The 17,912-nt window shown below is 72.1% G+C and carries 18 protein-coding genes; 6 read left to right on the top strand and 12 right to left on the bottom strand.

The window, feature by feature from the left end; translation table 11 throughout:
• The 3 genes from ACWCXH_RS19060 to ACWCXH_RS19050 form a co-directional block, all read left to right on the top strand.
• A partial coding sequence (locus tag ACWCXH_RS19060) for an acyl-CoA carboxylase subunit beta (RefSeq protein ID WP_449802579.1) occupies positions 1 to 1,332 on the top strand: 1,332 nt, incomplete at its 5' end.
• 103 nt (positions 1,333 to 1,435) lie between these two features.
• Positions 1,436 to 1,645 (top strand): acyl-CoA carboxylase subunit epsilon, encoded by a 210-nt coding sequence (locus ACWCXH_RS19055; protein WP_449802578.1) that lies wholly within the window; start codon positions 1,436 to 1,438, stop codon positions 1,643 to 1,645.
• Positions 1,646 to 1,866: 221 nt separating this feature from the next.
• Positions 1,867 to 2,493 (top strand): ScbR family autoregulator-binding transcription factor, encoded by a 627-nt coding sequence (locus ACWCXH_RS19050; protein WP_449802577.1) that lies wholly within the window; start codon positions 1,867 to 1,869, stop codon positions 2,491 to 2,493.
• Positions 2,494 to 2,536: 43 nt separating this feature from the next.
• Here the strand turns inward: ACWCXH_RS19050 and ACWCXH_RS19045 are convergent, their stop codons facing one another.
• The gene (locus ACWCXH_RS19045; protein WP_449802576.1) at positions 2,537 to 3,166 is read right to left on the bottom strand and encodes a ScbR family autoregulator-binding transcription factor; all 630 of its coding nucleotides are present in this window, start codon (positions 3,164 to 3,166) and stop codon (positions 2,537 to 2,539) included.
• A 354-nt stretch (positions 3,167 to 3,520) separates the two neighbouring features.
• On the opposite strand from ACWCXH_RS19045, the gene ACWCXH_RS19040 reads away from it, so the two are divergent.
• Entirely contained in the window at positions 3,521 to 4,591 is a 1,071-nt protein-coding gene (locus ACWCXH_RS19040; protein WP_449802575.1) for a ScbA/BarX family gamma-butyrolactone biosynthesis protein, read from the top strand.
• A 62-nt stretch (positions 4,592 to 4,653) separates the two neighbouring features.
• Here the strand turns inward: ACWCXH_RS19040 and ACWCXH_RS19035 are convergent, their stop codons facing one another.
• The 7 genes from ACWCXH_RS19035 to hemL form a co-directional block, all read right to left on the bottom strand.
• A complete protein-coding gene (locus tag ACWCXH_RS19035) occupies positions 4,654 to 5,058 on the bottom strand; it encodes a hypothetical protein (protein ID WP_449802574.1) in 405 nt (134 codons plus the stop codon).
• Positions 5,059 to 5,184: 126 nt separating this feature from the next.
• A complete protein-coding gene (gene ccsB / locus ACWCXH_RS19030; protein ID WP_449802573.1) occupies positions 5,185 to 6,381 on the bottom strand; it encodes a c-type cytochrome biogenesis protein CcsB in 1,197 nt (398 codons plus the stop codon).
• A gap of 3 nt (positions 6,382 to 6,384) precedes the next feature.
• Positions 6,385 to 8,112, bottom strand: coding sequence for a cytochrome c biogenesis protein ResB (gene resB, locus ACWCXH_RS19025; protein WP_449802572.1), 1,728 nt, complete (start codon positions 8,110 to 8,112; stop codon positions 6,385 to 6,387).
• A 2-nt stretch (positions 8,113 to 8,114) separates the two neighbouring features.
• Positions 8,115 to 8,903 (bottom strand): cytochrome c biogenesis CcdA family protein, encoded by a 789-nt coding sequence (locus ACWCXH_RS19020; protein WP_449802571.1) that lies wholly within the window; start codon positions 8,901 to 8,903, stop codon positions 8,115 to 8,117.
• Positions 8,900 to 9,517: a TlpA disulfide reductase family protein gene (locus tag ACWCXH_RS19015; RefSeq protein WP_449802570.1), complete on the bottom strand. Its 618-nt coding sequence runs from the start codon at positions 9,515 to 9,517 to the stop codon at positions 8,900 to 8,902. Before ACWCXH_RS19015 ends, ACWCXH_RS19020 begins: the two co-directional genes overlap by 4 nt.
• Before the next feature lie 176 nt (positions 9,518 to 9,693).
• Entirely contained in the window at positions 9,694 to 10,341 is a 648-nt protein-coding gene (locus ACWCXH_RS19010; protein WP_449802589.1) for a histidine phosphatase family protein, read from the bottom strand.
• Between the two features lie 62 nt (positions 10,342 to 10,403).
• On the bottom strand, positions 10,404 to 11,732 hold the full coding sequence (hemL, locus tag ACWCXH_RS19005; protein ID WP_449802569.1) for a glutamate-1-semialdehyde 2,1-aminomutase: 1,329 nt from the start codon (positions 11,730 to 11,732) through the stop codon (positions 10,404 to 10,406).
• A 309-nt stretch (positions 11,733 to 12,041) separates the two neighbouring features.
• Here hemL and ACWCXH_RS19000 point away from each other — a divergent pair, with 309 nt between their 5' ends.
• Entirely contained in the window at positions 12,042 to 12,671 is a 630-nt protein-coding gene (locus tag ACWCXH_RS19000) for a hypothetical protein (protein WP_449802568.1), read from the top strand.
• Between the two features lie 211 nt (positions 12,672 to 12,882).
• On the opposite strand, the gene ACWCXH_RS18995 is transcribed toward ACWCXH_RS19000, so the two are convergent.
• The 4 genes from ACWCXH_RS18995 to ACWCXH_RS18980 form a co-directional block, all read right to left on the bottom strand.
• Positions 12,883 to 13,371 (bottom strand): MarR family winged helix-turn-helix transcriptional regulator, encoded by a 489-nt coding sequence (locus tag ACWCXH_RS18995; protein ID WP_449802567.1) that lies wholly within the window; start codon positions 13,369 to 13,371, stop codon positions 12,883 to 12,885.
• Positions 13,372 to 13,472: 101 nt separating this feature from the next.
• Positions 13,473 to 14,759, bottom strand: coding sequence for a hypothetical protein (locus tag ACWCXH_RS18990; protein WP_449802566.1), 1,287 nt, complete (start codon positions 14,757 to 14,759; stop codon positions 13,473 to 13,475).
• Between the two features lie 159 nt (positions 14,760 to 14,918).
• Positions 14,919 to 16,595, bottom strand: a complete 1,677-nt coding sequence (locus ACWCXH_RS18985) for an RICIN domain-containing protein (RefSeq protein WP_449802565.1) — start codon at positions 16,593 to 16,595, stop codon at positions 14,919 to 14,921.
• Between the two features lie 237 nt (positions 16,596 to 16,832).
• Entirely contained in the window at positions 16,833 to 17,072 is a 240-nt protein-coding gene (locus ACWCXH_RS18980) for a chaplin (protein WP_449802564.1), read from the bottom strand.
• A gap of 229 nt (positions 17,073 to 17,301) precedes the next feature.
• Here ACWCXH_RS18980 and ACWCXH_RS18975 point away from each other — a divergent pair, with 229 nt between their 5' ends.
• The gene (locus ACWCXH_RS18975; RefSeq protein WP_449802563.1) at positions 17,302 to 17,553 is read left to right on the top strand and encodes a chaplin; all 252 of its coding nucleotides are present in this window, start codon (positions 17,302 to 17,304) and stop codon (positions 17,551 to 17,553) included.
• Positions 17,554 to 17,912: the final 359 nt, after the last annotated feature.

Below are 17,912 nucleotides of genomic sequence, written 5' to 3'. Positions count from 1 at the left end.
GACGGCGTCGTCGTCGGCTGGGGCACCGTGCACGGCCGGACCGTCTTCACCTACGCGCACGACTTCCGGATCTTCGGCGGCGCGCTGGGCGAGGCCCACGCGCAGAAGATCCACAAGATCATGGACATGGCCATCGCGGCCGGCGCGCCCCTGGTCTCCCTGAACGACGGCGCCGGCGCCCGCATCCAGGAGGGCGTCACCGCCCTCGCCGGCTACGGCGGCATCTTCCAGCGCAACACCAGGGCCTCGGGCGTCATCCCGCAGATCTCCGTCATGCTCGGCCCGTGCGCCGGCGGCGCCGCCTACTCGCCCGCGCTGACCGACTTCGTCTTCATGGTCCGCGAGACCTCGCAGATGTTCATCACCGGCCCGGACGTCGTCCAGGCCGTGACCGGCGAGAAGATCAGCCAGAACGGCCTCGGCGGCGCCGACGTCCACGCGGGTGTGTCCGGCGTGGCGCACTTCGTCTACGACGACGAGCAGTCGTGCATCGAGGAGGTCCGCTACCTCCTGTCGCTGATGCCGCAGAACAACCGCGAGATGCCGCCGTCCGTCCTCAGCGAGGACCCGGTCGCGCGCCGCAACGACAGCCTGCTCGACCTGGTGCCCGCGGACGGCAACCGCCCGTACGACATGCGCAAGGTCATCGAGGAGATCGTCGACCACGGCGAGTACTTGGAGGTCCACGAGCGCTGGGCGACCAACGTCCTGTGCGTGCTGGCCCGGATCGACGGCCACGTGGTCGGCATCATCGCCAACCAGCCGCAGTCGCTGGCCGGTGTCCTCGACATCAACGCCAGCGAGAAGGCCGCGCGCTTCGTCCAGATGTGCGACGCGTTCAACATCCCGCTGGTCACCCTGCTGGACGTCCCGGGCTTCCTGCCCGGCGTCGACCAGGAGCACGGCGGCATCATCCGCCACGGCGCCAAACTGCTGTACGCGTACTGCAACGCCACCGTCCCGCGGATCTCGCTGATCCTGCGCAAGGCCTACGGCGGCGCCTACATCGTCATGGACTCCCAGTCCATCGGCGCCGACCTCACCTACGCCTGGCCGACCAACGAGATCGCCGTCATGGGCGCCGAGGGCGCCGCCAACGTGATCTTCCGCCGCGACATCAACGGCGCCGAGGACCCGGACGCCATGCGCGCCCAGAAGATCAAGGAATACAAGAACGAGCTGATGCACCCGTACTACGCGGCCGAGCGCGGCCTCGTGGACGACGTCATCGACCCCGCCGAGACCCGCGAGGTGCTCGCCTCGGCACTCGCCATGCTCCGCACCAAGCACGCCGACCTGCCCAGCCGCAAGCACGGCAACCCGCCGATGTAGCCGCTGCCACGCCGCGTCGCAGCAGCACCCGGAAGACCGCGCGACCCGCAGCGCGCAGCACCGAGCGAGACCACACACCACAGCCCGGGGGAGAAACCAGACCATGACCGCTTCCGCCGAACCCCTCGTCCGCATCGTCCGCGGCTCCCTCTCCGACGAGGAGCTGGCCGCCCTCACCGCCGTCCTGATGGCGCACGCCGCCGCCGCGCAGCAGGCCGCCGTTGTCGCTCCGGTCGAGCCGATCGCCAACTGGCAGCGCCTGGAGCGCCGTCCGGCCTACTACTCGCCGGTCAGCTGGCAGCAGGCCGCCTGACGGCCGGGGAATCCTCCGACGGCCGGTCACCCCACCGGGGTGGCCGGCCGTCGGGGTTCCGCCGTTCGTACCCGCCCGGCCGTACGGGCCCGGCGGAAGCCCCGGACCGGGCCGCGCGCGGCTCGGTAGGATACCTACTGGACGGTATGCGGCCCGCCCGCCCGTCGGCCCCCATAGGATCGGCCGCTGCCGAGGTACCAGAACTATCCAGGGAGGCTGCGATGGCCAGGCAGGCCCGAGCTCTGGCGACCCGCCAGGCGGTACTCCTCGCGGCGGCCGAGGTGTTCGACGAGCGCGGCTACGCCGCGGCCACGATGTCCGACATCCTGGAGCGGGCCGGCGTCACCAAGGGCGCGCTGTACTTCCACTTCCGGTCCAAGGAGGAGCTGGCGCTCGCCGTCATCCTGGAGGGGCAGAGCGCCTGGCTGGCCACGTGGGAGCCGTCCTCCGACAGCCCGATGCAGACCGTGATCGACCTCTCCTACGCGTTCGCCCGCGCCCTCCAGGACGACGTCCTGGTGCGCGGCAGCATCCGGCTGACGATCGAGCACGGCAGCTTCACGCAGCCCCAGGTCGCGGCCTACCAGGGCTGGTCGGACGCGACCCGGGAGCTGCTGGAGCGCGCGCAGGAGGCCGGGGAGCTGCACCCGGGGATCGACCTGCGCGGCGCGGCCCTGGTGATGCAGGGGGCCGTCACCGGCATCCAGCTGAGCTCCCAGGTGCTGACCGACCGGCAGGACCTCATCGAGCGGATCGCCGACCTGTGGACGCTGCTGCTGCCCGGTCTCGTCCAGCCGCACGCGCTGACCCGGCTGAGCGTCGCCGAGCGCGTCCCGGCCGCCTCCTGACGGCTTCCCGGGATCTGCCCGGCGGCTTCCCGGCCGGCGGGTGTCAGAGCCGGTAGGCGGCGCAGTGCCCGGCGTCCACCAGGGCGGGCAGCGCGGCCGTCCAGACCCCGCGGACGGCCTCCGGGCGGAGCCGGCCGGCGTCCTCGGCGGCGAGCAGCACCAGGCCGGCCGCGACCGTCGTGAGCAGTTCGGCGGCGGCCCGGCGGTCGGTGCCGGAGCGCAGTTCGCCGGCCTCGGCGGCGCGGCCGAGCAAGCGGTGGACGACGGCGGTGAAGCTGCGCCAGGTGGCGTCGGAGCCGGGCGGGCCGGCGGGGCCGGTGCGGCGGGGGCCGTGGCCGGCCCGGCCGAGCTGGACGCCGGCCCGCACCACCACGTCCTCGCGCAGCAGCCGGGCGAGTTCGTGCGAGAAGTCGATGAGGCCCTGGACGGCGGAACCGCCGGCGCGCAGGGTGCGCAGGGCGGCCGAGCCGATCTCCCGGCCCGCGGCGGCGCGGACGCCGTCGGCGAGGGCCTGCTTGGAGACGAAGTGGAAGTACAGGGCGCCCTTGCTGACCCCGGCCCGGCGGCTGATGTCGACCAGGCTCGCCGACTCGAAGCCGACGTCCGCGAACGTGCTCGCCGCGGCCAGCAGCACGGCCTGCCTGGTCCGCCCCGCGCGTTCCTGCTTGACCACTGAGGCCCCTCCGGACTCGACCGGCCGCGGCCCCCGCCGCCCGGCTGGTGTCAGGGCGCCGCCGAGGTGGGGTACGACGCCTCGCATGCGGACAGACGTGACCTAAACCGCATGGTTGGTATCTAATCTACCGCCTCGGCCAACCCCGCCGTCCAGCGGGGAGGCACCCCCGCCCAAGGTCCTGGGTGCCGGGAGGCGAGCATTCCCGCAGCCCAGAGGCCGGGTAGCGTGACCTTGTCAGGCCGCCCGACGGGGGCCACCCCGCGCGCAACTCACAAACCGGGTGGTCTGTATGTTTTGCTTGCCGGGCGTCCGCACCGGCCGCTCGATCGACACCCTGGAGTGGGGCCCGTCATGCCACTGATCGTAGAGCCGGATGCCCTCGACCCCTACGCCCACCCCCGCACCGGCTACGACTTCCACGAACGGACCGTCTCCCGCCACCTCGTGCACCGCACCTCGGTGTCCGAGGTACTGCTCACCGGCTGGCAGTCGGCCGGCCCGTACGAGTTCCGGATCGGCGCCCAGTGGCCCCGGATGCACGGCTTCTACCGCCTGCCCGGCGACCGCCACCACGACCCGGTGCTGATGGCCGAGACCGTCCGGCAGGCCGGACTGCTGATCGGGCACGTCGGCTTCGGCGTGCCCAACGGCCACCACTTCGCGATGGACGACCTCGACTACGCGCTCGGGCCGGCCGGGCTGGCCGGCCTCGCCGTCACCTCCGAGCCGGCCTCGCTGATGCTCGACGCCGTCTGCGAGGACGTCCGGATGCGCGGCGGCCGGCTGGCCTCGCTGCGGCTGCACGCCGAGGTCTCCCGCGACGGCCGGACGGTCGGCCGGGGCTCCGGGCAGCTGCGGGTCATCTCCCCGGCCTCCTACGCGCGGCTGCGCGGCCCCGCGCGGCACGGCGTCACCCCCGTCCGCCCCGGCCCGCCCACCACGCCCGCGCTGGTCGGCCGGTCACACCCCGCCGACGTCGTGCTCAGCCCGACGCTGCTGCCCGACAGCTGGGTGCTGCGGACGGACGCCGCACACCCGGTGCTGTTCGACCACACGCTGGACCACGTGCCGGGGATGCTGGTCCTGGAGGCCGCCCGGCAGGCCGCCCAGCGGCTGCGCCACCCCGAGCCGGTCGCCCCGGTCGAACTGGTGTCCTCCTTCGACCGCTACATCGAGCTGGACCGGCCCTGCCTGGTCCGCGCCGCACGCGAGGGGACGCCGGACGGCCGCCGGGTGCCCGTCCGGGTGCTGCTGATCCAGGACGGCCGGACGGCGGCCGACTGCCGGCTGCTCACCGAGCCGCTCGACGGCCCGCTGAGCGGCCCGGCGGACGGCCCGACCGCCGCGGCCCGGCGGGACGGCTTCGACGGCCGCCCCACCGCACCGGACCTCGACGGCACCGGGCTGCCACTGGCCTGCTGAGCCTCACGACCCCGGCCCGGCCGTGAACTCCCGCCACGCGGGCGGGAGTTCGAAGCCGGGCCCTACGCCGCGACCAGCGCGGACGGACGGCCGGCGTGCATCACGCTGAGGTTGGCGGCCAGCCGGACCGGATCCTGGGCCAGCCAGAGCCGCAGCGCGGCGCCCAGCATCGCGCTGGCCGACTCGACCCGGATGCCGGTCACCTGGGCGAGTCTCGCCGCGCCCGGCACCAGCAGGTCGGCCAGCGCGGTCGGCAGCCACACCGTCAGCGCGCACGGCGCGGGCGCCGCGAGGGCGCCCAGCAGCCGGTATGCGTCTGACGGCGAGCTGATCGTGGGGATGATGTCCAGCAGCCCGTCGGCCACCACTTCGGACACGTCGCTGCGGTGCCCCTGGGCGAGCCGGCGGAGCAGCGTGCGCTCGGCGGCGGTGATTCGGACGGTCAGCATGACCTCGTCGCACTCCATTGCGCGATTTCCTCCTCAGTTCCTCCCCGTACCGGCACAGGGCGGCCGGTACGAACTACCCCTGTCGCACCTCGGCCCGGCTTCCAACCGTGGAGCGCCGGGCCGGTGGGTGTGGTCCGCCCCCGGTCAGATACCCGCGTACGAGTGCTTGCCGGTGACGAAGATGTTCACGCCGTAGTAGTTGAAGAGCCAGCAGGCGAAGGCCGCCAGCGCCAGGTAGGCCGCCTTGCGGCCCTTCCAGCCGGCCGTCGCGCGGGCGTGCAGGTAGCAGGCGTAGGCCACCCAGGTGATGAACGACCAGGTCTCCTTCGGGTCCCACTCCCAGTACTTGCCCCAGGCCGCCTCGGCCCAGATCGCGCCCGCGATGATGGTGAAGGTCCAGAGCGGGAAGACCAGGGCGTTGATCCGGTACGACAGCTTGTCGAACGTCGACGCGGCGGGCAGGCGGTTGCAGACCGAGACCCGGACGCGGGCCAGGCTGGCCCGGAAGTCGCTCTGCTGCGTGCCCGCGGGACGGCCGGCCCCGGGCTTCAGGAACTCGTACAGCCCGGCGTCGACCCGTCGGCGGTAGGAGTCCTGGAACAGGTACAGCAGCGTGGCGATGAAGGCCGAGTAGAAGGCGCCGCCGCAGAAGATCGCGGTGGAGACGTGGATCGCCAGCCAGTACGAGTGCAGCGCCGGAACGAGCTGCTCGGAGTCGGTGTACAGCACCTGCGTCGCGATGCCGAGCGTCAGCAGCACCGCCACGACCACCGGCAGGCCGAGCCAGCGGACGTTCTTCTTCGCGGCCAGCAGGACCAGGTACGCCGCCGTCATGGCGAACGCGAAGGCGCAGGAGAACTCGTACATGTTGCCCCACGGCCAGCGGGACACCGAGAGGCCGCGGGCGACGATGCCGCCCACGTGCAGCAGCGCCGCCAGGACGGTCAGCGAGACCGCGATGCGGCCGGCCAGGTCGGCCTTCTCGCTGCTGCCGGCCGCGCCCGGGCCGTCCACCTCGTCCTCGCCGCGCCCGCTGGTGACCACCGTGGCGCCCTCGCCCGCCAGGGCGGTGCGGGTGAGCGTCGTGGTGCCGCCGCCCGCGCTCGCCACGGTGACGGTGACCTTCTTGGCGGCCCTGGCCGTCGTGTTCTGCGCCGCGGCGACGGTCTCGGCCAGGCTGCCCGACTGCTCGTTCGAGCGGACGGCGACGGCGCCCTTGCTGCCGAACGTCCACTCGAACATGTGGGCGAACATGGCGATCGTGTAGACCGCCATCGCCGAATAGATCAGCTTGTTGGAGAGGTCGGCCAGCTGTGGGTCGACCCCCGAGGCGAGTTGCACCGTCTACTCCTTGGAGTTCTGGTCGGCAGGGACTGCGGGGTCTGCGGATGCTTCCGGCGCCCGGTCGGGTTCGACGTTCTCCTCGTCCTCCTCGGACGCCGGGGCGTCGTCCTGGAGGTCCACCGCGAGTTCGGCCAGCTCCTCGGCGATCTTCGCCGACTCGCTGCGGGCCAGCCCGGCCAGCTCGACCAGGGTGCCGCCCTCCGGCAGGGCGACCGCCCGCACCCAGATCCGGCGGCGCTGCACGAACAGCGAGCCGATCAGGCCGAGGATCGCCAGCACCGCGCCGGTCAGGGCGATCGAGTTGCCCGGACGGTGCGAGACGTTGAAGCTGGCCCACTGCTTGTAGCCCTCGAACGTGACGCTGCCGTAGCCGTCCGGGAGCGTCCAGCCCTGACCCGGCTTCAGCCGGGCCTTGGCCGGCTGCTCGTCCTGGGCCATCTGCGTCATGTTCTTGGTGTTCAGCTGGTACACGTTCTGCGGCAGGCCCGAGTCGGTGCCGAGGTCGCCGCTGAAGGCGTTCAGGACCAGCTCCGGCGCGGCGTCGCCGGGGAAGAGCGAGATCGGGCCGGTGCCCTCGAAGCTCAGCGGGGCGGTCGGCAGGAAGAAGCCGGAGAAGCCCAGCTGGGTCTTCTTGCCGTCGGGGCCCACGCCGTAGTCGGAGACCTTGACGACACCGGTGGAGGTCAGGTTGGCGTCCTGCGGCAGGAACGGCGTCGCACCCGTGTAGACGACGTCGCCCTTGCCGTTGCGCACGGTGATGACCGGGGCGTAGCCGTGGCCGATCAGGTAGACCTTCGAACCGCCGATCTCCAGCGGGTGGTTGACCTCGATCGTGCCCTGCTTGAGCTTCGAGGAGTCGCTGCCCGCGTAGTACCCGACGTTCGCGGTGAACTGCCGGGCGGCGCCGATCTGGTCGCCCTTGTCCTGAAACTTGGCCGTGAAGCCGTTCAGCTTCAGGAAGAAGGGGTCCAGGTCGTCGCTGGTGTAGAAGGCCGAGCCGGTGAAGTCGTCGAGCTGGGTGATGGTGTTGGAGTAGCCGTCGCCCTCGACCATCAGCTTGCCTCCGGTGCCGCTCGCCAGGCTCGCCCAGGCGAAGCCGCCGAGCAGCGCGAACAGCGACAGGTGGAACAGCAGGTTGCCGACCTCGCGCAGGTAGCCCTTCTCCGCCGCCACCGCGCCGCCGGCCAGGTCCGCGCGGAACCGGCGTCGGCGCAGCAGCCGGTGGGCGGCGGCGTTCACCGCGTCGGCGTCCGCCTCGGTGCGCCAGGCCGCGTACACCGGCATCCGGGTCAGGTTGCGCGGCGCCGCCGGCGGCTGGGCGCGCAGCACGCCGACGAACTGCCAGGTGCGCGGCACGATGCAGCCGGCCAGCGAGACGAACAGCAGGATGTAGATCGCCGAGAACCAGACCGAGCTGTAGACGTCGAACAGCTGGAGCTTCTCGTAGATCGGCGCGACCGTGGTGTGCTGCGCCTTCCAGGTCTCGACCTTGAACTGGTTCTGGCCGTTCTGGGGGATCAGCGAGCCCGGGATGGCGGCCAGCGAGAGCAGGAAGAGCAGGATCAGCGCGACCCGCATCGAGGTCAGCTGGCGCCACATCCAGCGCAGCCAGCCGAGCACCCCCATGCCGGCGGGGCCCTCGGACTCGACCGGGGCGGTGCTGAGCCGCTCGGCCTCCGCGTCGGCCGCCGGGGCCGGCTGCTCGGTCTCGGTCGTGGTGTTGCTCACGGTCAGATTCCGATCGAGGAGGTGGCGGTCCAGGACTGCAGTTCGCTCATCCAGGAATCCCAGATCCCGGTGACGAGCAGAAGACCGACCGCGACGAGCATGCCGCCACCGATCCGCATGACGAGCGGGTAGTGCCGCTTGACCCACCCGAAGGCGCCCAGCGCCCGGCGGAAGGCCAGCGCGGCCACGATGAACGGTACGCCGAGGCCCAGGCAGTAGAAGGTCATCAGCAGTGCCCCGCGTGCCGCGTCGGCCTGGTTCAGGGAGAGGGTCTGGACGGCGGCCAGGGTCGGGCCGATGCAGGGCGTCCAGCCGACGCCGAACACCATGCCCAGCAACGGCGCGCCGAGCAGGCCGACGGCCGGGCGGCGGTGGGAGCGCACCTCGCGCATGCTCAGGCCGGGGACGAGGCCCATGAAGGCCAGGCCCATGACGACGGTGACCGCGCCGAGCACGATCGAGATGACCCGCTTGTGCGCCTGCAGGGTGTCGCCGAACTGACCGAACAGCGCGCCCCCCGAGACGAAGACCGCGGTGAAGCCGAGGATGAACAGCGTCGCCCCGAGCAGCATCCGGCCGCGCCGGGTGCCGCGGGCGTCCGCGAGGTCGGCGGCGGAGAAGCCCGTCACGTACGACAGGTAGCCCGGCACCAGCGGCAGCACGCACGGCGAGAAGAACGAGACCAGCCCGGCCGCGAGCGCGACCGGGGCCGCGACCAGCAGCGCCCCGCTCTGCACGGTCGAGGTGGTGTCGGCGAGCCGCAGGACGGTACCGGCGGCCTCCGCACTCACTGCTTCGGCTCCGCGACCACCGGCTGGAGCATCGATTCGAGGGCGTCGTCGACGGTGCCGCCGACGGCGCGGGCGGCGAGCCTGCCGTCCCGGTCGATGATCAGCGTGGTCGGGATCGACTGCGAGTTGAGGCTGCCCTTGGGGAACTTGAGCAGCTGGAGGCCGGCCGGGTCGAAGATGCTCGGGTAGGTGACGCCCTTCTCCTGCTCGAACCGGATGGCGTTGGCCTTCTCGGTGTCGCGGGTGTTGACGCCGAGGAACTGGACCCCCTGGTCCTTGTACTTCTGCCAGACCCGCTGGAGGTCGTCCGCCTCGCCCCGGCAGGGCCCGCACCAGGAGCCCCAGACGTTCAGCACGACGACCTTGCCGCGGTAGTCCGAGAGCTTGACCTGGTCGCCCTCCAGGGTCTCCCCCGAGATGTCCGGCGCGTCCGCGCGGTGGCCGGCCTCCACCTTGGAGATGTTGGTGCCCTTGACGGTCACGAACCCGAGCTGCCCGTCACCACTGCTCGTCGAGCCCGACGAGGAGCAGCCGGTGAGGGCGAGCGCAGCAGCGGCGGCGGTTGCGGCGGCGGCTGCTGCGACACGGGGACGGGGGCGCGTCATGGCAGACATGTGAAAAGTTTCGCATGGAGTTCCGGGCAGGTTCGGGGGGGTCCGCCATTGCGCGTCGCACCCCCTCTGACCTGCGACGGGGCAGGGCGGCCCGGTGCTCTCCGGGCGGCCCTGCCCCATACTTACGCCCCGCTTACGGGCCGTTCTGCGCTGTCCTGCGCCCCTTCTGGCGGGCCTCAGGCGCCGAAGCTCTTGCCCACCGGCTTGCCCTTGCCGCCCTTGCCGACCAGGTGCGCGGGCAGCAGGTCGCGGGCCGGCTCGCGGTAGCCGACCGAGACGATCCGGTCGCCCTCGAACGTGAAGCTGGTCAGCGAGGCCAGCGAGCACTGCCGGCGGCGCGGGTCGTGCCAGAGCCGGCGGCGCTCGACGAACGAGCGGACGATCCAGATCGGCAGCTGGTGGCTGACGCAGACCGCCTCGTGCCCGCGGGCGGCGTCCCGGGCGGCGCCGAGGGCGCCCATCATGCGCACCACCTGGTCGAGGTAGGGCTCGCCCCAGGACGGCTTGAACGGGTTGGTGAGGTACTTCCAGTAGCCCGGGTTGCGCAGCGAGCCGTCGCCGACGCCGAAGGTCTTGCCCTCGAAGATGTTCTCCGCCTCGATCAGCCGCTCGTCCACCGCGATCTCCAGGCCGTGCGCCTTGGCGATCGGTTCGGCGGTCTCCTGCGCCCGCTCCAGCGGGGACGCCACCACGTGGGTGATGTCCCGTCCGGCCAGGTCCTCGGCGACCCGGTCGGCCATCTGCCGGCCCAGCTCGGACAGGTGGTAGTCCGGCAGGCGGCCGTACAGGACGCCCTCCGGGTTGTGCACCTCACCGTGCCGCATCAGGTGGACGACGGTGATCTCTTCGGCACTCACTTCTCAAGACTCCTGGGGCTCGGGGTGGACTAGGCCGTGGCCGCGGCGGCCGCGCGCGCGGCGGCCGGCAGGGCGGCGGCGATCCGCTCGATCGCCCGCTCGTCGTGGGACGCCGAGACGAACCAGGACTCGAAGGCGGACGGCGGCAGGTAGACGCCCTCGGCGAGCATCGCGTGGAAGAAGGCGGTGAAACGGTACGCCTCCTGGGTCCTGGCCTCGTCGTAGTTGGTGACCGCGGCATCGGTGAAGAACACCGAGAACATGTTCCCGGCGGTCTGCAGCCGGTGCGTCACGCCCTCCTTGGTGAGCGCCTCGGTCACCAGGCCGGAGACCTCGGCGGCGACCTTGTCCACCGTCGCGTAGACCTCGTCGGTGCAGCCGCGCAGCTGGGCGAGGCCCGCCGCGGTGGCGACCGGGTTACCGGACAGGGTGCCCGCCTGGTACACCGGGCCGGCCGGGGCCAGGTGGGCCATCACGTCGGCACGGCCGCCGAAGGCCGCGGCCGGGAAGCCGCCGCCCATGACCTTGCCGAAGGTGAGGAGGTCCGGCGCCCAGCCCTCGTGCGCGGCCTCCAGGCCGTACCAGCCGGCCTTGGAGACGCGGAAGCCGGTCATCACCTCGTCGGAGACGAACAGCGCGCCGTTGTCCCGGCAGAGGCGGGCCAGGCCGGCGTTGAAGCCGGGCAGCGGCGGGACGACGCCCATGTTGCCGGGCGAGGCCTCGGTGATCACGCAGGCGATCTCGCCCGGGTGGGCGGCGAAGGCCCGCTCGACCGCGGCGAGGTCGTTGTAGGGCAGCACGATGGTGTCGCCGGCCTGGGCGCCGGTGACGCCCGGGGTGTCCGGCAGACCGAAGGTGGCGACGCCGGAACCGGCGGCGGCCAGCAGCGCGTCCACGTGACCGTGGTAGCAGCCCGCGAACTTCACGACCTTCGCCCGGCCGGTGAAGCCGCGGGCCAGCCGGATCGCCGACATGGTGGCCTCGGTGCCCGAGGAGACCAGGCGGACCTGCTCGACCGGGGCGACCCGGGCGACGATCTCCTCGGCGAGCTCGACCTCGCCCTGGCCGGGCGTGCCGAAGGAGGTGCCGCGGGCGACCGCCGTCTGTACGGCGTCGATCACCGCGGGGTGCGCGTGGCCGAGGATCATCGGACCCCACGAGCACACCAGGTCGACGTACTCGCGGCCGTCGGCGTCGGTCAGGTAGGGGCCGGTTCCGGACACCATGAAGCGCGGCGTGCCGCCGACCGCGCGGAAGGCGCGCACCGGGGAGTTGACGCCGCCGGGCGTGACGACCGACGCGCGGTCGAACAGCGACTGGGACTGGGGGGCTTCGTAGGGGTAGCTCACGGGAGACATGGTCTCAAATCGTGTCCTTGACCTCTGCATGTCGGACCCGATCATCTGGAACGATGATCCGGGCAGCATTGTCTGTACGGTTGTCCGTACAGACGGGGCCGCTGACTGCTCCGCAGCGTGGACCAGTCAGACTGTGCACTCGGAGTGCGCAGGCGCTCCGGTTGTGTGCAGGGGTGTGGAGAGGACTGCTGTGTGCCGCGAGTGGGTACGGCCCGCGAATGGGTACGGCGGCGCATGACGGGTAAGGAGCACGTCCGGAGGGACGCCGGGCGTGCGGGGGTCTGTCGATTCCGGCGAATTCCGGTGAGGATGGTCCGAGTGTCCGAGGCGCAGGACGGCTACGACGAGGCCGCGGGGGGCTCCCGCAGGCCCGCCGAGGCCGCACGCGGGGGTACGGGAGCGGGGACGGGTCGTGGTCGCCGCGGCGGCGAGAGGCGGGGTGAGGGACGCGTGGGGGTGACGTACAAGTACTTCGGCGCACCCGACCGCGCGACCGCCGCCAGAGTCCCCACCGCACTCGGACCGGGCGGACTCGGCCTGGACGCGGGCGAACTGGGCTCGCTGGGCCGCCTCGGCGACCTGATGGAGACCAGTGGCTCCCCCAACGGGCACCTCTCCACCAAGATCAAGCCGGAGACCATAAGCGCCATGGTCCTCACCGGCATCCAGGGCGTCCCGCTGCACCAGGTCCCGCCGCTGGAACTCGTCGTACTGCACCCCGACTACGCCGTCGTCCAGCTCCCGCAGAACGTCGTCGAACCGCTCCGCAAGGCCGACGAGACCGAGCTCGGCGCCGCGGCCTTCATCTGGTCCACCGTGCCCGACCGGCGGGGCCCGCGCGATGCCTTCGTGATCTACAGCATGCTGCACGAGTGGCAGGACTTCGCCAACCGGCTGCACGAGGCGGGGCATCAGCTGTACTGCCTGGTCTGGCCGTGACCACGGCTGACGGACCGAACGCCCCCGCGGGCGAACCGACCACGGGGCGAAGGGATTTGAGCTCGGGCCAGGACTGACTGGCGACGGGTCAGAGCACCAGCGCGGCGAGCAGCGTGGCGAGGACGAGCAGGCCGCCCACGACCGCGAAGGCGACGTGGAAGCCCGCGCCGGGCGGGCCCGCGCGACCGCCGGCGAGGGCGGTGAGGGCCCCTCAGCCCCGGGCCCGGCGGGCCCGGCGGACCGTCCGCTCGCTCTCCACCGGCTCGGCCAGATGACCGTCCACCAGGTGCGTCAGCGCCGACACGAACACCCCGCGCTCGGGCTCCGGCAGCGCGTCCAGCACCTCGCGGTGCACCCGGTCGGCGATCTCGGTGCCCCGCTCGACGGCGCGCTCGCCCGCCGGGGTGACGGAGATGATCCGGGCCCGGCGGTCGGTGGCGGACGGGCGGCGCTCGGCCAGGCCCGCGTTCTCCAGCTCGTCGACGGTGACCACCATGGTCGTCTTGTCCAGGTCGGCCAGGTCGGCCAGCTGGATCTGGGTGCGCTCCGCCTCCTGCGCGTGGAACAGCACGCAGTACGCGCGGGGGGTGATCCCGAGCTCGGTGAAGGCCGACGCCATCCGGGTCGCCAGCACGTGGCTCGCGTGGTCCAGCAGGCCGGAGATGTCGCGGATCTGCCGCACGGGCGGGGTCGTCGTCATACGTCCGAGGTTAGCAACGTGCCGTCCAGCGGCAGATGATCCCGTAGCCAACCAACCCCGGCGTGCCGTCGTGCACGAACCGGCCGGGGCCGGGTCGCGGCCTACGGGATGCCCAGCTCGAACAGCGCGTACCCGGCGTACCAGCCCGCGGCGACCGCGGGCATCGCGAAGAGCCCGATCAGCGAGGATGTCCGCACCCTGCGCAGCGCGACCGCGAGGCCGATGCAGAGCGGGAAGGCCGGCAGCAGGTAGCGCGAGATGTTGTCGAAGATCTGGTTGCTGCTCAGTGCGGTGAAGATGGTCAGCAGCGTGTAGACCACCAGGACCAGCGGCGGGCGGAGCCGCAGCAGCAGGACCAGCAGGCCGGGCAGGGCGATCAGCAGCGCGATCGCGATCAGGTCGGGCGCCGGGTTGGACTGCCAGAAGTTCCAGTGCCCGGTGATCACGTCCAGGACGGAGCGGAAGGTGGAGGCGCCCCAGTCGAAGTAGCGGTTCCAGGCGCCGCGCTGGAGCTTGAAGTAGCCGCCCCAGTCCCCCATCCGGTAGCCGACCCAGGCCACGTACCAGATCAGGCCCCACGGCGTGACCAGCATCGCGAACAGCGGGCGGCGGACGCCGTCGGTGCGCCGGACCAGCGCCACCAGGGCGGCGATCGAGACGGCGGCGATCAGGGCGGCGGCGGTCGGGCGGTTGAGGCCGGCGGTCAGCGTCAGCAGCCCGGCCGCGACCCAGCGGCGGGTCATCACGCAGTAGCAGGCCCAGGCGGACAGCGCGACGAACAGCGAGTCCGAGTAGACCGCCCACTCGACGCCGGAGCCCGGGAACAGGCCCCAGATCACCGCGGCGGTCACACCAGCCCGCCGGCCGCCGAGCCGCTCGGCGACCGCGAAGATGCCGGCCGCCGCGACGAACGAGGCGAGCACCGAGACGACGATGCCGCAGCCGTACGGGCCGAGCCCGGTGACCGCGCCGACCAGCCGCATCAGCCACGGGTAGAGCGGGAAGAAGGCCGCCGAGTTCTCGTAGTAGCTGGCCAGCGGGAAGCCGTGCAGCGGGATCAGCTGCGGGTCGTAGCCGTTCTCGGCGATCCGCTGGTACCAGATGCCGTCCCAGGTGCCGAGCACGTCCCAGGGCTGGGCGCCGCCGCCGCGGCCCGGGTCCTTCTTGAGGTAGTCCCCGGTGTGGGCCAGCAACATCATGAAGACGGTCAGGCCGGTGGCCTTGACCACCGCGTACGCGCCGAGCGCGGGCGTGAAGCGGTCCATCAGGGCGCCGAAGCGGCCCGGGGCGGCGCGGCGTTCCGGCTCCGGCCGTTCGTCCGTCACCACCGGAGGCGTCGGCGCACCGGGTTCGGCGCTGGACGACTCGGTGCTCGATGCCGTGCTCATCTGCTGTGGCTCTCCCCGCCCGGCTCGTGGTCGGCGCGCCTGCGAACGCGGCGGCATCGTGTGAGCCTACGACACCGGTCCCGCCCGGCCCGGGGCGGCGGGTCCGCCGCCGCCCGCCGCGAGGGCGGCGGACGGCGGCGGACCGGGGGCGCGGCGGCGTCAGCCGTGGAGGTGGACGGTGCCGAGCTTGGTGAGCTGCCAGAGCTGGTCGGCCGCGCCGGTGCCGGTCGCGAGCACGACGAGCGGGTCGCCCTGCGCGTCGAGGCCGCTTCCGGCGGTGAGCACCTTGCTCTGGTCCTGGGAGTCGGCGACCGTGTAGCGGCCGCCGCCGGCCGGCTCGAACACCCAGTGCTGGTTGCCGCCGCCGTTGCAGTTCCACTGCTGGATCCGGGTGCCGACGGCGGTGGACGCGGCGTTGGCGTCCAGGCACATGTCCCGGTTGCCGCTGAAGTCGAGCTCGTAGGCGCCGCCTGTCCTCGCCTCCAGGACGAAGGACTGGTTGAGCCCGCCGGTGGCCGGGTAGTTGATCGCGGCCCGGCCGTTGGTCGCGTCGCCGTAGGTGCCGCCGCCGGTGAGGTCGAGCGCGTTGCCGGTGGCCGCGTTGGTCAGTTGGTACCAGGCGCCGTCCTCGGGGACGTCGCCGAACGGCTGCCCCGGGGTGAGCGGCTGGATGGACGTGGTGTTCTGCTGGTTGAGCGTGCAGTAGGCCTCCGACTGGTCGGGCCGGGCGAAGAACTGGCCGAGGCAGACGCCCTCACCGCGGTAGCCGGCGACGCGCAGGTGGTACGACTGGCGGACCATGTTCATGCACAGGCCGGGGATGCCGATCTGCGAGTCGCAGCCGTTGCGCGCCCACTCGGAGAGGTTGATGACGTCCCCGTTGGTGTACTCGTACGGGGAGCTGGTCCACTCGGCGCAGACCTCGTGCCCGAAGGCGACCCGCCGCTGGTCCAGGTACCGGACGCCGGGCACCTGTTCGGCCGCCGAGCGGAGCGCGTCGCTGAACGTCGGGACCACCCAGTTGTGCCCCCAGGCCAGGTCCTCGGGGAAGGCCGGGCAGCCGTCGGCGATCTTGCCGAAGTAGTCGTTGCGCCGGATGTCCGGGGTGATCGGGTTGAAGTACGACTGGTAGACCAGCTGGTACGAGGAGTCCGCGTACCCGGCCCGGCGCATGGTCTGCCGGATGTCCTGCAGCGCGGCGACGACCTTGGGCTGGACGCGCTTGGCCCGCTGGGCGATGTCGGCGCTGCCGATGGTGTCCCGGCAGCCCTGGTTCTTCGGGATCGGGAAGTACTGCGCGAGACAGTGCATCATGATCCCGCTGAAGTCGAAGTCGTCGTTGGCACCGATCGTGACGACGACCATCTTGACGTCGAACTTGCCGGCCGTGTCGGCGAGTTTGACGTCCTGCTTGGGCTCGCCGAAGTCGCCGCTGCCGGCACCGGTGGTCTTGGCCAGTTCCGGGTCGCTGACCAGGTCGCCGGTCTGGGCACCGGAGCAGGCGAGGTCGATCGGGGTGACGCCGGGGATGTCGGTGACGAATATCTCCGACTTCGGGTGCCGGTGGCAGTAGTTGGCGGGGGTGTCGGTGTCCGGGAAGTAGCCGTCCCCGGTGTCGGTGCCGGCGCCCTCACCGGAGATGGCGCTGTCGCCGAGGGCGACGATCGCGGCCGGGCGGGCGCCGTCGGCCGCGGGGGCCGGGTCGGCGAGGGCGGCGGGTGCGCCGGCCAGGCCGAGGGTGGCGACGAGGACGCCGGTGGCGAGCAGCGCGCCGTACGGGGAGCGGCGCGCCACCATTCCGGTTCTGCGCGCCGCCGACAGTCGTGACCTGATCACACGCGACTCCTTGCGGGGGGTGGGGGGAGCCGCCCGGCTGGGGGCGCCGAGCGGCGCGGAGCAAGAAAGGTGAGCAGGTCTCACATTCTAGGTACTGACAAGTAACGCAACAAGGCTTGTGACAGCGGCGGAAGCCGGCGGTCGGGCAGCTCTGCGGACACACGAAAGAGCCGCCGCCTCACGCCCCAGGAGGGAGGCGTGCAGCGGCGGCTCGACCCGGCCGAACCGGGTGCGGCCTCAGCCCACGTTGGCGCAGTGGTTGCCGAAGGCCGGGTTCAGCAGGCCGGCGGCGTCGACGGTGTTGCCGCACAGGTTGAGCGGGATGTGCACCGGGATCTGGATCTGGTTGCCGGAGATGACACCGGGGGAACCCGCGGCGACGCCCTCGGCCTCGGAGCTGGCCATCGCGGTACCGGCGCCGACGGCCACGATGCCCACCACGGCGACACCGACAGCGGCCGTCTTCTTGATGCTCATAGGAGCCTCCTGACTGTTCAACAGAGATGCACGGGGAGTGCGACATCTAGAACGAGACCCGCCTGAAGCGGTTGCGATGACGCACTCCATGTCACCCGAGTGGCCCATCGGGGCCGGGTGACCGGCATTCGGGTGATCAGCGGACCCGACCGTTTCCCCTCGATCCCCGCCTCGTTCTCCCAGGCGGAACACGCTCCATCCGCCCCTACACACGAATCGAGTACCGCTCATGCGCAAGCTCGCCCACGGCGTCGTCGGCACCGCGGCCACCGCCGCCCTGCTCGCCGCCGGCGCCGGCGCCGCGTCCGCCCACCACCTGCACGGCGCCTCCGCCGAGGGTGTCGCGGTTGGATCGGCCGGCGTGGTGTCGGGCAACTCCGTGCAGATCCCCGTGGACATCCCGATCAACCTGTGCGGCAACTCGGTCGACGGGGCGGGACTCCTGAACCCGGCGTTCGGCAACCACTGCCTCAACGCCTGACCGGGAATTCCCCCTGGTCGCGCCTTTGTCCGGACCTTTCCCCGCCGTGCGGGAAAGGTCCGCGAGGCGCCGCGACACGGCGGCTGCGGCCCCGCCCGAGCCATGGGCGGAGCACGCCGGAATACGCCGACGGAGTGACGAGCACGGCAATCCCAGAAGCCAGCGGGCGAGAATTCCGGCTCGCCCGGCTCCCGACATTTCCCATCCGTCGGGCAGAAAACGGAGGAAAGAACATGCGTAACCTCAAGAAGGCCGTCCTGTCGTTGGCCGCCACCGGTCTGGTTCTCGGCGCGGCCGGCGGTGCGTTCGCCAGCTCCGGCGCCGAGGGTGTCGCCGCGGGCTCCCCCGGCGTGCTCTCC

This window comes from Kitasatospora sp. NPDC001660 (assembly GCF_053596725.1).
The sequence above is the reverse complement of the archived record's forward strand: the minus strand, read 5'-3'. Positions and strand labels throughout refer to the sequence as shown.

Coding starts and splice junctions, on each gene's coding strand:
- ACWCXH_RS19050 (WP_449802577.1), top strand. CDS start 1,867: ATGGCCAGGCAGGCCCGAGCTCTGGCGACCCGCCAGGCGGTACTCCTC.
- ACWCXH_RS19035 (WP_449802574.1), bottom strand. CDS start 5,058: ATGGAGTGCGACGAGGTCATGCTGACCGTCCGAATCACCGCCGCCGAG.
- hemL (WP_449802569.1), bottom strand. CDS start 11,732: ATGTCTCCCGTGAGCTACCCCTACGAAGCCCCCCAGTCCCAGTCGCTG.
- ACWCXH_RS19055 (WP_449802578.1), top strand. CDS start 1,436: ATGACCGCTTCCGCCGAACCCCTCGTCCGCATCGTCCGCGGCTCCCTC.
- ACWCXH_RS19015 (WP_449802570.1), bottom strand. CDS start 9,517: ATGTCTGCCATGACGCGCCCCCGTCCCCGTGTCGCAGCAGCCGCCGCC.
- ACWCXH_RS18995 (WP_449802567.1), bottom strand. CDS start 13,371: ATGACGACGACCCCGCCCGTGCGGCAGATCCGCGACATCTCCGGCCTG.
- ACWCXH_RS18975 (WP_449802563.1), top strand. CDS start 17,302: ATGCGCAAGCTCGCCCACGGCGTCGTCGGCACCGCGGCCACCGCCGCC.
- ACWCXH_RS18990 (WP_449802566.1), bottom strand. CDS start 14,759: ATGAGCACGGCATCGAGCACCGAGTCGTCCAGCGCCGAACCCGGTGCG.
- ACWCXH_RS19000 (WP_449802568.1), top strand. CDS start 12,042: ATGGTCCGAGTGTCCGAGGCGCAGGACGGCTACGACGAGGCCGCGGGG.
- ACWCXH_RS18980 (WP_449802564.1), bottom strand. CDS start 17,072: ATGAGCATCAAGAAGACGGCCGCTGTCGGTGTCGCCGTGGTGGGCATC.
- ACWCXH_RS19010 (WP_449802589.1), bottom strand. CDS start 10,341: ATGCGGCACGGTGAGGTGCACAACCCGGAGGGCGTCCTGTACGGCCGC.
- ACWCXH_RS19040 (WP_449802575.1), top strand. CDS start 3,521: ATGCCACTGATCGTAGAGCCGGATGCCCTCGACCCCTACGCCCACCCC.